Source organism: Paenibacillus albicereus (assembly GCF_012676905.1).
Classification (GTDB): Bacteria; Bacillota; Bacilli; order Paenibacillales; family Paenibacillaceae; genus Paenibacillus_O; species Paenibacillus_O albicereus.
Genome location: NZ_CP051428.1, coordinates 4,182,806 through 4,196,130, shown reverse-complemented (window position 1 = coordinate 4,196,130; position 13,325 = coordinate 4,182,806). Strand labels below are relative to the sequence as shown.

Here is a 13,325-nt window from a genome sequence, read left to right as displayed (position 1 = left end):
GACCGAGCCGGTCGCGTTGCCGGGGGCAATCCGGCCGTGCTGCCGGACCGAGCCAGCCGCGTTGCCAGGGCCGAGCCGGTCGTGCTGCCGGACCGAGCCAGCCGCGTTGCCGGGGCCGAGCCGGCCGTACTGGCGGGGCCGAGCCGGCCGTGCTGCCGGACCGAGCCAGCCGCGTTGCCGGGGTCGAGCCGGCCGTGCTGCCGGACCGAGCCAGCCGAGTTGCCGGGGCCGAGCCGGCCGTGCTGCCGGACCGAGCCGGCCGTGCTGCCGGACCGAGCCAGCCGAGTTGCCGGGGCCGAGCCGGTCGCGTTGCCGGACCGAGCCTGTCGCGTTGCCGGGGGCGATCCGGCCGTACTCCCGGCCGAGCCGCCGGTGCAGCCGGGAACAAGCCGGCGTGCAGTCGAATGCAGCCTGTCCAAATAGCAGCCGCGAAGGACGCGGCTGCTTTTTTGCCGTTGCCGCCGCGCGCCTTCCTAGTCGTGCGGCACGGAGCATGCCATCCTCTCTATCGTCAATATATTACATATATATGACATAAAATAGAGCCGGAACAACCCCGTTCCGCAACGGATTCCACCTCTTTTCGTGCGCCGCGCCCAATGAAAGCCGATCCATTTCCCGTCATGCACAAATATACGTTAGATAAGTTGACGTAAGATCGAGACGCCTCCTATAGTGAAAGGCATAGCAGCGCGGCAAAGCGCCGCATGCCCGTACTTCCAGCACATCCTGCGCCGTCCGGCCAGCAGAGGGCGCGCAGCCATTCGGAGGAGGATAAGGATGAAAAAGAGGGTCAGAACGTTCAAAAGCGCCATGTGGCTATGCGTGGCGGTCGTGCTCGTGCTTGCCGGATGCTCCGCAGGCGGCAGCTCGAACCAAGGGGCGGCGGCTGCCGACAATGGAGCATCGAATGGCGGCGCAGCGTCGAACGCCGGCGCGGCGGCCGAAAACGCAGGCGGCGAAAGCGCCGCGATGCCGAAGATCGAGAAGCCCCGCGTCGCCTTCGTCTACATCGGTCCTCCGGGAGACGGCGGCTGGACGTACGAGCATGACAAGGGCCGCCAGTACATGGAGGAGCAGACCGGCCTCAAGGCCGATACGGTCGAGAACGTGCCGGAAAGCGCGGACGCCGAGCGCATCATCACCGAGCTGGCGCAAAACCACGACATCGTCTTCACGACGAGCTTCGGCTACATGGACTACACGCTGAACGTCGCGAAGAAGTTTCCGAAGGTGGTCTTCGAGCATGCCGCAGGCTATAAGACGAACGGCAACATGAGCACCTACTTCGGCAAGAACTTCGAGGCCAGCTACCTGTCGGGCATCGCGGCCGGCAAGCTGACGAAGAACAATCAGATCGGCTACGTCGGCGCTTTCCCGATCCCCGAGGTCATCTACAACATCAACGCCTTCGCGCTCGGCGCGCAAAGCGTCAACCCGGACGCCAAGGTGAGCGTCGTCTGGTCCAACACCTGGTTCGATCCGACGACCGAGCGCCAGGCGGCGGTCAGCCTGCTGGACAAAGGCGCCGACGTGCTGATGGCGTACCAGGACAGCCCGGCGACGATCCAGGCGGCGGCAGAGCGCGGAGCTTTCGCCGGCGGCAACGATTCGGACATGAGCCGCTTCGCCCCGGACACGTACATGACCAATCCGGTCTGGAACTGGGGACCGTACTACGCGTCGGTCGTCCAATCCGTCATGGAGGGAACATGGAAGAGCCAGCAGCACATGGGCAGCATGAAGGACGGCATGGTCGGCCTCGCGCCGCTCGGCGCCAAGGTGCCGGACGACGTCAAGGCGCTCGTCGAGGAGCAGCACAAGAAGGCGATGGACGGCACGCTCGACGTCTTCCAGGGCCCGATCCGCGACCAGAGCGGCGCGGCCAAGGTGGAGGACGGCAAGTCGCTGACGATGGACGAGATTCTGAGCATGAACTGGTTCGTGAAAGGCGTGGAGGGAACGATCCCGAACTGACGCCCATCAAGGAGGCGAAAAGCAGATGAGTGCCCATCCAGCGGTCGAGATGAGGAAGATCGTCAAGCGCTTCGGCAGCGTGACGGCCAACGATCAGGTGGACTTCACGGCGGACCGGGGCGAGATCCATGCCCTGCTCGGAGAGAACGGCGCGGGCAAGAGCACGATGATGTGCATGCTGTCCGGCGTCTACCGCGCGACCGAGGGCGAGATCCGGATCCATGGGCAGACGGCCCGCATCCGCTCGCCCAAGGAGGCGGCCGACCTGGGCATCGGCATGGTGTTCCAGAACTTCCGGCTCGTGCAGACGCTGACGGCGGCGGAGAACATGGTGCTTGGCGAAAAAGGCGGCTTTTGGCGCGGCCCCGGCTGGATGAGGCGCAAGACGGAGGAGATCGCCGGGCTGGCCGAGCGCTACGGCCTCGGCTGTCCGGTCGACCGGCCGGTCTGGCAGCTGTCCGTCGGCGAGCAGCAGCGGGTGGAGATCGTCAAGACGCTGTACCGCGGCGCCGACATCATCATCCTCGACGAGCCGACCTCGGTGCTCACGCCGGGAGAGGCCGACCAGCTGTTCGCCACGCTGCGCCGGATGCGCGCGGCCGGCAAGACGATCCTCCTCACGACGCACAAGATGAAGGAAGTGATGAGCGTCGCCGACCGTATCTCCGTCATGCGCAAGGGCCGCATGATCGCCTCGCTCTCCCGCGAGGAGACCGACGAGCGGCAGCTCGCGCAGCTCATGGTCGGCAAGGAGGTCGTCCTCCGGCGCCAGGAGCGGGAGCCGGCCGGCATGGAGCCGCTGCTCGCGCTTCGCGGCCTGAAGGCGGCCGGCCACGGCGGCCGCAAGGCGCTCGACGGGCTCGACCTGACGGTGCGCAAGGGCGAGATCGTCGGCATCGCCGGCGTCGCCGGCAACGGCCAGAAGGAGCTGGCGGAGGTGCTGAACGGCCTGCATCCGTGGACCTCCGGCGAAATCGAGTTCGACGGCGCGATATGGAAGCAGGCTTCGGCAAGGGAGGCGATCGAGTCGGGCATCGCGCATATTCCGGAGAACCGGATGAAGAGCGGCCTTGCCGGCAGCCTGGCGATCGCCGACAACCTGCTCGCCAAGTCATACCGCGGTCCGGAGCGCTCGCGCTTCGGCCTGCTGCGCGGCGGCGCCAACCGCCGCTGGGCGCAGGAGCTGGTCGAGCGGTTCGACGTGCGCACGCCGAGCCTCGATACGCCGGTGCGGATGCTCTCGGGCGGCAACCAGCAGAAGCTGCTGTTCGCCCGCGAGATCAGCCTGCGGCCCAAGCTGATGGTCGCCGTGCATCCGACGCAGGGACTGGATGTCGGGGCGGCCGACAGCGTGCACCGCATGCTCATGGAGCTGCGCGCCTCCGGGAGCGGCGTGCTGCTCATCTCCGAGGATCTCGACGAGATCCTGCAGCTGTCCGACCGGGTGCTCGTCGTCTTCGGCGGGCGCATCATCGGGGAGATGGCGCATGACGAGGCGGACCGCCCGCGCATCGGCCTGCTCATGACCGGCTCCACCGGCGCGGAGGAAGCGGCGGCGGGCAGAGCGCAGCCGGCGGAGCAGCAGCAGCCAGATCCAAGCGGCGAGGAGGCCATCGTATGAACGCAACACCGCAAGCCGCGCGGCGGGCCCGCCTGCCGCTGCGCTTCGAGCTTGACCCGGCGGGCAAGGGCTCGCCGTGGTGGACGCCGATCGTCTCGGTCGTGGCGGCGCTTGTCCTATGCGCCGTCTTCATCGCCGCGAACGGGATGAATCCGCTGACCGTCTACGCCAAGATGTTGAACGGCGCGTTCGGCTCCAGCTTCGGCTTGACCGAGACGCTTGTCAAGGCGATTCCGCTGCTGCTGTGCGGCCTCGGTGTCTCGATCGCCTACCGCATCTCGGTGTGGAACATCGGCGCGGAGGGGCAGCTGATCGCCGGCGCGATGGGCGCGACCGCGATCACGATCTACCTGCCGGGGCTGTCCCTTTGGCTGACGATCCCGGCCATGCTGCTCGCCGGCATGGCGGCCGGCGCGCTGTGGGGCCTGCTCACCGCGATCCCGCGCACGTATTTTCAAGTCAACGAGCTCATCACGTCGCTCATGCTGAACTACATCGCGCTGCTCGCGCTCAACTACGTCGTCTTCGGCCCGTGGAAGGACCCCAAGGGCTTCAACTTCCCCGGCACGCCGATGTTCGGAGACAACCAGATGCTGCCGGTGCTCGGCGATACGCGGCTGCATCTGGGCCTCGTCTTCGCCCTAGGCGCCGTCGTCCTGTACGCCGTCCTCATCCGCTATACCCGCTGGGGCTACGAGCTGCGCCTGATCGGGGCCAATCCGGACGCCGCGCGCGGGGCCGGCATCAACATCCGCAAGCATATCCTCCTCGTCATGGCGATCAGCGGCGGACTCGCCGGCATCGCCGGCATGGCGGAGGTGGCGGGCGTCTCGCACCGGCTCATGTACGGCATCTCGCCGGGCTACGGCTATACGGCAATCATCGTCGCCTGGCTCGCCAAGCTGCATCCCGCCGGCCTGCTCGTCACGTCATTCCTGTTCGGCGGACTCATCGTCGGCGGCTACAGCGTGCAAACGATCGGCATGCCTTCGTCGATCTCGTCGATGATCCAAGGCGCGATCCTGTTCTGCCTCATCGCCGGCGACATGGCGGCGCGCTTCCGCATCCGCCGCGCCGCCTAGGGCGTGTCCGCAGCCTTCCAAGGAGGCAGGGCCGAAAAGGCGGCGAAGCACGCCCTTGAGCGGGGAGCAAGCATGACCCAACACCGATCGGGAGGAATCTCACATGGACTTCATCACCTTGCTGCTCGCCGCCGCGATCGCCTCCGGCACGCCGCTCCTGATCGCGACGCTCGGCGGCATCCTGAGCGAGCGCGCCGGCATCATCCAGCTCGGCACCGAGGGTATCATGCTCATGGGCGCGGTCAGCGCCTGCCTCGTCTACATCCGCTCGGGCAGCCTGTCTCTGGCGCTCTTCGCCGCCGTGCTCGTCTCGGCCGTCCTCGGCCTCGTGCACGCGTTCCTGACGGTGACGCTGCGCGCCAACCATATCGTCAGCGGCTTGGCGATGACGCTGTTCGGAGCCGGCCTCAGCGCCTATCTCGGCAAGCCGGTCGCCGGCCAGCCGCTGCCGGGCGTCTTTCCGAAGCTCGACCTGCCGTTTCTCGACGGCGTGCCGTTCCTCGGACCGATCTTCGGCCGGCTCGACTGGTTCACCTGGTTCAGCTTCGCGCTCGCGCTCGGGCTGCATCTGCTCCTCCACCGCACCTCGCTCGGGCTGCATCTGCGGGCGATCGGCGACAACCCGGCGACGGCCGACGTCATGGGCGTCTCCGTACAGCTGTCTCGGTACGCCTATGTCATCGGCGGGGCGGTGCTGATCGGCCTGGCGGGAGCGAACATGCTGCTCGTCTACTCGCCCACGTGGAACGAAGGGATGACCGCCGGCCGCGGCTGGATCGCCGTCGCGCTCATCATCTTCGCCCGCTGGAATCCGCTGCGAGCGGTGCTGTGCGCGTATTTCTTCGGGGCGCTGGACTCCATCGGCTTCCGCATCCAGCTGGAGGGCTCGCTCATCCCGTCGTATTTCCTCAAGATGATCCCGTACGTCGTCACGATCCTCGTGCTCATGTACCTGGGATGGCGGGGACGCGGCAAGCCGTCCGGCTCGCCGGAGTCGCTCGGCCTGCCGTATATCCGCGAGCAGCGGCTGTAGAAGGAAGGAGCCGGCGGACGTCGAGGGCATAGGCGCGGCGGACGCGGCAGACGGGACACGAGACACGGGACACGGGACACAAGATACGGACACGAGATACGGGACACGAGGCACGAGACACGGGTTACCAAGATACGAGACACAAGATACGGAACACGGAACACGGGACACGGAACACGGGACGCAAAAGCGCGGGACGCGCGAAGCGTGCCGGGCCGGGCCGCCATCGGAGCGAGAGGCGAAGGAGGAACAAGCATGAGCTTGAGGGAAACGGCCGGGCCCCTGCTGCTGCAGCCGGCCACGCTGGAAGAAGCCTGGCGGCTCCGGGCGCGGCATGGCTTCGCCGCCTTGCCCGTCGCCGGAGGGACGCTGCTGCGCACGCAGTGGGAGAACGGCGTACTGGCGCCGCCGTCCGTCCTGCTCGACCTGCGCCGCATCCGCGGCCTCGCGGACATCGAGCATCAGCCGGACGGCAGCCTGCGCATCGGCTCGCAGGCGACGCTCTCCGCCGTGCTGAAGGCGCCGCAGAGCGCGGGCTGGCCGATGCTGCGCGAGGCGCTGCGCACGATCGCCGCGCCGGGCGTTCGCAATCTCGGCACGCTGGGCGGCAACATCGCGTCGGCGGTCGGAGACAGCCTGCCGGCGCTGCTCGCGCTGGACGCCGAGCTGGATTGGTACGACGGCGCCTCGCTCGCCGGGCAGAGCGTCGAGGCGTGGCTGGAGCAGCGCCGGGCCGGAGCGGCTCCGGAGCGCCGCCTGCTGGCGGCGGTGACGCTGCCGGCGCCGGCGGCCGCAGCGGGAGCCGTGGCCCCGGCTGCTCCGAAAGCGGAGGGCGCGGCCAGCCTGCGCGGCCGCGAGGGCGCTTGGAGCGAGGACGGCCCTAGCGCAGGCGCGCGCAGCGAGAGCGTATGGAGCGAGGCCGCCCCTGGCGAAGGCGCCCGCAGCGAGGGCGGCCGCTGGCACGCCTGGCGCAAGGTCGGGCGGCGCGAGTCGTTCACGCCGGCGCTCGTCTGCGTCGCGGCGGCCGGAGGCGGCCCCGCCGCATCGGGCGCATGGCTGCGGCTCGCCGCCGGAGGCGGCTCCGCGCCGCCGCAGCGGCTGCGGCTCGCCGAGCGGGCGGCGCTGGCGGCGCTCGCGACAAGCGGCGATCCGGCACGCGCGGCCAGCGCCGCACATGAGGCCGCGCTGGCGGAGTACACGCCGGCGGGCGATGCTTTCGCCGATGCGGAGTACCGCCGCCGCTGCGCGGCCAATCTGGCTGCGGCCGCCGTATGGGAAGGATGGACAGCGAGAGGAGGAGAGCGGCCATGATCCTGACCCGGGAAGGAAGCGGCGATCGCTGGCGGGTCCGCCCGGACGGCGCGGCCAAGGTGGACGGCAGCTTGGCGTACTTGACGGACATGAGCCGCCCGGACGCGCTGTGGGCGCGGGTGCTGCGCAGCGAGCACGCGCATGCGCGCATCCGCTCGATAAGCATCGAGCGGGCGGAGGCGCTGCCGGGCGTGCATGCGGTCATCACCCATCGCGACGTGCCGGGGCTGAACCGGTTCGGCATCGCGTTTCCGCATCAGCCTGCGCTGTGCAGCGACCGGGTGCGCTACGTCGGCGACGCCGTAGCGGCCGTCGCCGCCGAGACGCCGGAGATCGCGGCGCAGGCGCTCACGCGGATCGACGTCGAGTACGAGCCGCTGCCTCCGCTCACCGATCCCCGCCTCGCGCTGCTGCCGGACGCGCCGCAGCTGCATGAGGACGGCAACCTGCTGCACCGCACGGAATACCGCACCGGCGAGCCGGAGGAGCTGGAGGCGCTGTTCGCCCGCTGCGCGCACATCGTCGAGCGGGAGTACGCGACGCCTCGCCAGATGCACGCTTATATGGAGACCGAGGGCGGCCTGTTCATCCCGGAAGCGGATGGCAGGCTGACCGTCTACTCGGCGACGCAGCACGGCCTCATGGACCGGATGCAGCTTGCCCGCATGCTGGATTGGGAGGAGGAGCGCATCCGCGTCGTATCGAGCCCGATCGGCGGCTCGTTCGGCGGCAAGGACGAGCTGAACGTGCAGCCGTACGGCTCGCTGCTGGCGCTGAAGACCGGGCGGCCGGTGCGGCTGCACAACTCCCGGGCGGAGTCGGTGCGAGCCGGGCTGAAGCGGCACCCGATGCTCATCTCGATGCGCACCGGGACGGACCGGGACGGACGGCTGCTCGCCCATCGCGTCCGCATCCTGTCGGATACGGGGGCGTACGCGACGCTCGGCGCGGAGGTGCTCAACTTCTCCACCGAGCATGTGATCGGGCCGTACCGCTGGGGCCAGCTCGATGTCGAGGGCCATGCGGTGTACACGAACAACGGCGTGTCGGGCGAGTTCCGCGGCTTCGGCGGCAACCAGGCTATTTTCGCGCTGGAGAGCCAGCTCGACGAGCTGGCGGAGCTTCACGGCATCGATCCATGGGAATTCCGGCGGATGAACATGCGCGAGCCGTCCGATCCCGGACCGCTCGGCCAGCCGATCGCGCCGACCGACGGCGCGCGGCAGGTGTGGGAGGCGCTCGAGCGCTCCCCGCTCTGGCAGTCGCGTCCAGCGGTCCGCTTGATCGCGGCGGCGGCAGGTATCGAGGGGGGAAGCGGGACGAGAGCCGGCAGCGCGACCGGCGCGGCGGAAGAAGCGCGGCTGGCAGCGGCGGAGCCGGACCGGTATCTGTCGAGACAAGACGCCGCGTTGGCCGTTGCTGAGGCCTCCCGCGTGCGCGCGCCGTGGGTGCGCGTCGGCTACGGCGCGGCGCTGACGATGCACGGAGCCGGCCTCGGCTACGGCATTCCCGACCCGGCGGGCGGCATCCTGCGGCTGGCGGCGGACGGCGTCATCGAGGCGGTGTTCGGCTACGAGGAGTTCGGCCAAGGGCTGCTCGCGACGCTGAGCGGCATGCTGATCGAGCAGTTCGGCTTCGCGCCGGACGACATCCGCATCCTCATCGGCGACACCGACATCGTCCCGAACAGCGGCTCGTCGACCGCTTCCCGCGCCACCAGCATGATGTGGATGGCGCTGCGGCGGCTGCGGCCCGAGCTGACGCGGCGGCTGACGGAAGCGGCTTCCGCGGCCGCGGGCTCCGGGGTGCCGGCGGAGCGGCTGCGCACCGGCGCGGGCGGCGTCGTGGACGAGGACGGCAGCATCGTCGCCACGTACGCGGAGCTGGCCCGCCGGTCGGCGGCCGAGCCGATCGCCTGCGAGACGACGTTCCACTATCCGGTCACGAGCAAGCCGCACGTCGGCGCGCATTTCCTGTACACCTACGCGGCGGTCGCCGCCCGCGTCGAGGTCGACCTGCGGAGCGGCCGGGTCAAGGTGACCGACCAGCATCATGCGGTCGCCGCCGGCCCCGTCGCCAACCCGCAGGGCTATCTCGGCCAGATCGAGGGCGGGGCCTCGATGGCGCTCGGCTTCACGCTGAGCGAGGATGCGGTCATGGAGGAAGGGCGTTATGCGACGCGCAACTTCGACACGTATCTCGTGCCGTCGGCCGCCGATGTCGGGCGGCTGACGGTCGAGGCGATCGAGGAGCTGCCGGAGGACGACAGCTACGGTCCGCGCGGCGTCGGCGAGATCGGCTCGGTGGCGCTGGCTCCGGCGATCACGGCGGCGATCCGCGACGCGGTCGGCGTGCGGGTGCGCCGGCTCCCGGTCGAGCCGGGCGAGCTGCTGCGGCCCTGGAGCGCCGGATGGCAGGCCAAAGGAGGCGGAAGCGATGCGTGACGAGACGAAGCGGTATCCCGTCGGCGAGTCGGAGCCCGAGCGGCGCCAGCTGGCGGAGCGGGCTGCGGACGCGACGGATGCCTTGGCAGAGGCGCCGGAGCGTGCGAACAGCGTGCCGGACGCGCTTCCCGAAGATAGCCCCGCCGATGCGGCCGTGCCGGAACAGGCAAGCCGCGCGGAGCCGGTCCCTCCCGCCGGAGAAGAAGGAGCCGCTTCCGCGCTCGCGGAGCAGGCTTCGGCGCAAGCCGTGCTGGCGCCGGAGCGGCTCGATGCCGGCGCGGCACCGGCAGAAGCCGCATCGGGGCCTCCCGATGGCGGCGCGATCGAGCTCCGCTTCCGCCTGAACGGCGAGCCGCGCTCGCTGCGGGCCGATCCGTCGCGCCGCCTGCTGGCGGTCATCCGCGAGGATCACGGCCTGACCGGCACGAAGCGATCCTGCGAGATCGGCCGCTGCGGCGCCTGCATGGTGCTCGTGGACGGCGAGCCGATGAACAGCTGCTTGCTGTCCGCCTATCAGTGCCAGGGCGCCGACATCGTCACGATCGAGGGACTGCGGAGCGAGCGGGCCGAGCGCGTGAAGAGCGCCTTTCTCGAGGAAGGCGGCTTCCAGTGCGGCTATTGCACGCCCGGCATGGTCGTCAGCGCGACGTCGATGCTGGAGGCCAATCCTTGCCCGTCCCGGGCCGAGACGGAGGAGGCGCTGGCCGGAAACATTTGCCGCTGCACCGGCTACGGCAGCATCTTCCGGGCGGTATGCCGGGCTTCGGCGGGCGAGCCGGCCAGGGAAGGTGGCGCGGGATAAGCGCGGCAGGCCGGCAAGCCGGGGCTGACCGGCTTGGCGAGGACGATCGGCAGCCCTAGAGCGAACCCGATCCAAGAAGGAGAGAATGCGATGAGCGAAAGAGACCATATCCGCTACCTGAAGCGGGCCGTCGAGGTGTCGAGGGCGGCGCGCGAGTCCGGCAATACGCCGTTCGGGGCCTTGCTCGTCGGCCCGGACGGCGAGATCCTGCTGGAGCAGGGCAATATCGAGGTGACCGGGCGCACCTGCACCGGCCATGCCGAGACGACGCTGATGGAGCGCGCTTCCGGCCTTTTCGACAAGAAGTTCCTGTGGGACTGCGCGCTGTACACGTCCGTCGAGCCGTGCGCGATGTGCGCGGGCTCCATCTACTGGGGCAACGTCGGCACCGTCGTGTACGGCATCAGCGAGAAGAGGCTGCTGGAGCTGACCGGCGACGACGAGCAGAACCCGACGCTGGACCTGCCGTGCCGCGAGGTGTTCGCCGCCGGCCAGAAGCCGGTGGAGGTCATCGGGCCGTTCGCGGAGCTCGACGAGGCGATCGTCGCGGTGCACGAGGGGTACTGGACATGAGCGCGCGCGTGACGATCGGGGAGCTGAACGGCATGACGCCGGAAAGGCTCGTCGAGGCGCTCGGCGGCATCTACGAGCACTCGCCTTGGGTCGCGGAGCGGGCGGCAGCGGGCCGGCCGTACGCCAGCCGCCAGGAGCTGCATGCCGCGATGGAGCGGACCGTGCGCGAGTCGGGCGAGCAAGCGGTGCTGACGCTGCTGCGGCAGCATCCCGACCTCGGGGCGCGGCTCGCGATGAGCGAGCATTCCGTCGCCGAGCAGCAGGGCGCGGGCCTCGACCGGCTGAGTCCGGAGGAGTTCGAGACGTTTTCCGCGCTCAACCGGCAGTACGTCGAGCGATTCGGGTTTCCGTTCATCCTCGCGGTGAAGGGCAAGGACAAGGACGGCATCCTGCAGGCGCTGCGCGAGCGGACGCTGCGGGAGCGCGAGGCGGAGCTGGAGCAGGCGCTGCGGGAGATCGGGCGCATCACCGGCTTCCGGCTGGCGGATCTCATCGACGGCTAGGCAAAGGGAAGGGGGAGCGGCATGAGCGGAAAATTGACGACGCATGTGCTGGACACGTCGAAAGGCGGCCCGGCGGCAGGCATGGCGCTGACGCTGACGCGCCTCGCCGGAGAAGGGGAGGCCGGCCTGCTGCGCGAGGCGCTCACGAACGCCGACGGCCGCATCGACGGCCCGCTGCTGGCCGGGGATGAGCTGACGCCCGGCACGTACGAGCTGCTGTTCGAGGCCGGCGCGTATTTCCGCGCGGCGGGAGTCGGCGCCGCTCAAGGCATGGCGTTTTTGGAGCAGATTCCGATCCGGTTCACGATCGCGGACGCGTCGCAGCCGTACCACGTGCCGCTGATCGTCGCGCCGGGAGGGTACAGCAGCTACCGGGGCAGCTGAGCGAGCCGGCTGATGCGCCGGCAGGCCTCCCGATGAAGGAGCCGGGCGACGCGCGGACGGGACGGACGGCAGCTAGGGCGAGGCATGGCGAGGCATGGCGAGGATTGCGGCGTAGGGAAGGGGCGAACATCATGACGAAGAACACGGTGCCGGAGGGCAAGGGCTGGGAGACGCTGATTAAGGGCGGAGACGTCGTCCTGCCGGACTTCGCGGAGCCGCAGCGGCTCGACATCGCGATCGCGGGCGGTCGGATCGCCGCGATCGGGCCGGAGCTGGACGCGGCCGGGGCGCAGACGGTCGACGCGTCGGGGCTGCTCGTGCTGCCGGGCGGCGTGGACGTGCACGTGCATTTCAACGAGCCGAACATGGGCTATTGGGAAGGGTTCCCGACCGGCTCCGCCGCGCTCGCGGCCGGGGGCGTGACCGCCTACGCGGACATGCCGCTGAACGGGCTGCCGGCCACGGTCGACCGGGCCGCGCTCGCCCTCAAGGCGGCTTGCGCCGAGGGCCGCTCCGCCGTCGACTACGCGTTCTGGGGCGGGCTCGTCCCGGGCAAGCTGGAGGAGCTCGAGCCCATGGCGGAAGCCGGCGTCGTCGGCTTCAAGGCGTTCGTCTCCAAGCCGGGGGGCGAAGGAGAGGGCCGCTTCGTCGAGGCGGACGACTGGACGCTGTACGAGGGGATGCGGCGCATCGCCTCGTTCGGGGGCGTGCTGGCGCTGCATGCGGAGAACGACAGCATGACGACCGCGCTCGGCGATTCGATGCGGCGGGCAGGCCGCTTCGGGGCGCTCGACTTCGCCGCTTCGCGGCCGCCGGTCGCGGAGCTGGAGGCGGTGCACCGGGCGCTGTTCTATGCGGAGCTCACCGGCTGCCGCCTGCACTTCGTGCACATCAGCCATCCGGACAGCGTGGAGCGGATACACCGCGCGCGGCGGGACGGCCTGGATGTGACCGTGGAGACGTGCCCGCACTACCTGATGCTGACGGCGGACGACATGGCGCGGATCGGGCCGGTGGCCAAATGCGCGCCGCCGCTGAGGGACGCCGAAAGCGTCGAGCGGCTGTGGGCGCAGCTGGCGGAGGGCAAGATCGACCTCGTCGCCTCCGACCACAGCCCGAGCCCGATCGAGCTGAAGGCGCGGCCGGGGCTGAGCTTCTTCGACGCCTGGGGCGGCATCTCCGGCGCGCAGAGCACGGTCGAGCTCGTGCTCGGCGAAGGGCTGCGGCGCGGCATCCCGGCCGGCCGGCTCGCCCGCGTCCTGTCCGGGGCGCCGGCGGAGCGGTTCGGCCTGGCCGGCAAGGGCGCCATCGCCGTCGGCAAGGACGCCGATCTGGCGCTGATCGACCGCCGCGCCGGCTACACGCTGCAGAGCAGCCAGTTGCAGTACCTGCACCCGCACAGCCCGTACACGGGCATGCGGATGGACGTGCGGGTCGTCCGCACGCTGCTGCGGGGGCGCGTCGCCTATTCGCTCGAAGGCGGAGTCGTGCCGGCCGGGGGCATGCGCACGCCGGGCGGCCTCGGCGCGCCGGCCGAGCGGCGGCTGGCCGCGGAGGCCGGGGCAGGCGGGCCGTTCGGCGCGCGCTGAAGCGTC

11 protein-coding genes are annotated in these 13,325 nt (G+C 70.1%); all 11 read left to right on the top strand.

Translation table 11 applies throughout. The annotated features are described in order from the left end of the window. Nucleotides 1–780: 780 nt before the first annotated feature. The 11 genes from HGI30_RS18940 (at nucleotide 781) to allB (ending at nucleotide 13,319) form a co-directional block, all read left to right on the top strand. Complete coding sequence (locus HGI30_RS18940) at nucleotides 781–1,977, top strand: BMP family ABC transporter substrate-binding protein (RefSeq protein ID WP_235680194.1); 1,197 nt, start codon at nucleotides 781–783, stop codon at nucleotides 1,975–1,977. Nucleotides 1,978–2,002: 25 nt separating this feature from the next. After that, a complete protein-coding gene (locus HGI30_RS18935) occupies nucleotides 2,003–3,598 on the top strand; it encodes an ABC transporter ATP-binding protein (RefSeq protein WP_168908975.1) in 1,596 nt (531 codons plus the stop codon). Beyond that, the gene (locus tag HGI30_RS18930; protein WP_168908974.1) at nucleotides 3,595–4,680 is read left to right on the top strand and encodes an ABC transporter permease; all 1,086 of its coding nucleotides are present in this window, start codon (nucleotides 3,595–3,597) and stop codon (nucleotides 4,678–4,680) included. The genes HGI30_RS18935 and HGI30_RS18930 overlap by 4 nt, the downstream gene beginning before the upstream one ends. Before the next feature lie 103 nt (nucleotides 4,681–4,783). Further along, on the top strand, nucleotides 4,784–5,713 hold the full coding sequence (locus tag HGI30_RS18925; RefSeq protein ID WP_168908973.1) for an ABC transporter permease: 930 nt from the start codon (nucleotides 4,784–4,786) through the stop codon (nucleotides 5,711–5,713). A 255-nt stretch (nucleotides 5,714–5,968) separates the two neighbouring features. Further along, complete coding sequence (locus tag HGI30_RS18920) at nucleotides 5,969–7,024, top strand: FAD binding domain-containing protein (protein WP_168908972.1); 1,056 nt, start codon at nucleotides 5,969–5,971, stop codon at nucleotides 7,022–7,024. Further along, nucleotides 7,021–9,468: a molybdopterin cofactor-binding domain-containing protein gene (locus HGI30_RS18915; RefSeq protein WP_168908971.1), complete on the top strand. Its 2,448-nt coding sequence runs from the start codon at nucleotides 7,021–7,023 to the stop codon at nucleotides 9,466–9,468. The genes HGI30_RS18920 and HGI30_RS18915 overlap by 4 nt, the downstream gene beginning before the upstream one ends. Beyond that, on the top strand, nucleotides 9,461–10,270 hold the full coding sequence (locus HGI30_RS23675; protein ID WP_168908970.1) for a (2Fe-2S)-binding protein: 810 nt from the start codon (nucleotides 9,461–9,463) through the stop codon (nucleotides 10,268–10,270). Before HGI30_RS18915 ends, HGI30_RS23675 begins: the two co-directional genes overlap by 8 nt. Before the next feature lie 90 nt (nucleotides 10,271–10,360). Further along, nucleotides 10,361–10,843, top strand: coding sequence for a nucleoside deaminase (locus HGI30_RS18905; RefSeq protein WP_168908969.1), 483 nt, complete (start codon nucleotides 10,361–10,363; stop codon nucleotides 10,841–10,843). Continuing rightward, nucleotides 10,840–11,346 carry a 2-oxo-4-hydroxy-4-carboxy-5-ureidoimidazoline decarboxylase gene (gene uraD, locus HGI30_RS18900; RefSeq protein WP_168908968.1) on the top strand — a complete coding sequence of 169 codons (507 nt, stop codon included), beginning with the start codon at nucleotides 10,840–10,842 and terminating at the stop codon, nucleotides 11,344–11,346. The genes HGI30_RS18905 and uraD overlap by 4 nt, the downstream gene beginning before the upstream one ends. A gap of 21 nt (nucleotides 11,347–11,367) precedes the next feature. Continuing rightward, complete coding sequence (uraH, locus tag HGI30_RS18895; RefSeq protein WP_168908967.1) at nucleotides 11,368–11,730, top strand: hydroxyisourate hydrolase; 363 nt, start codon at nucleotides 11,368–11,370, stop codon at nucleotides 11,728–11,730. 131 nt (nucleotides 11,731–11,861) lie between these two features. Continuing rightward, nucleotides 11,862–13,319 (top strand): allantoinase AllB, encoded by a 1,458-nt coding sequence (gene allB, locus HGI30_RS18890; protein ID WP_168908966.1) that lies wholly within the window; start codon nucleotides 11,862–11,864, stop codon nucleotides 13,317–13,319. Nucleotides 13,320–13,325 lie beyond the last annotated feature (6 nt).

Bases quoted from the DNA above. Each gene is read 5' to 3' on its own strand.
- HGI30_RS18940 (WP_235680194.1), top strand. From the start codon at position 781: ATGAAAAAGAGGGTCAGAACGTTCAAAAGCGCCATGTGGCTATGCGTG.
- HGI30_RS18935 (WP_168908975.1), top strand. From the start codon at position 2,003: ATGAGTGCCCATCCAGCGGTCGAGATGAGGAAGATCGTCAAGCGCTTC.
- HGI30_RS18930 (WP_168908974.1), top strand. From the start codon at position 3,595: ATGAACGCAACACCGCAAGCCGCGCGGCGGGCCCGCCTGCCGCTGCGC.
- HGI30_RS18925 (WP_168908973.1), top strand. From the start codon at position 4,784: ATGGACTTCATCACCTTGCTGCTCGCCGCCGCGATCGCCTCCGGCACG.
- HGI30_RS18920 (WP_168908972.1), top strand. From the start codon at position 5,969: ATGAGCTTGAGGGAAACGGCCGGGCCCCTGCTGCTGCAGCCGGCCACG.
- HGI30_RS18915 (WP_168908971.1), top strand. From the start codon at position 7,021: ATGATCCTGACCCGGGAAGGAAGCGGCGATCGCTGGCGGGTCCGCCCG.
- HGI30_RS23675 (WP_168908970.1), top strand. From the start codon at position 9,461: ATGCGTGACGAGACGAAGCGGTATCCCGTCGGCGAGTCGGAGCCCGAG.
- HGI30_RS18905 (WP_168908969.1), top strand. From the start codon at position 10,361: ATGAGCGAAAGAGACCATATCCGCTACCTGAAGCGGGCCGTCGAGGTG.
- uraD (WP_168908968.1), top strand. From the start codon at position 10,840: ATGAGCGCGCGCGTGACGATCGGGGAGCTGAACGGCATGACGCCGGAA.
- uraH (WP_168908967.1), top strand. From the start codon at position 11,368: ATGAGCGGAAAATTGACGACGCATGTGCTGGACACGTCGAAAGGCGGC.
- allB (WP_168908966.1), top strand. From the start codon at position 11,862: ATGACGAAGAACACGGTGCCGGAGGGCAAGGGCTGGGAGACGCTGATT.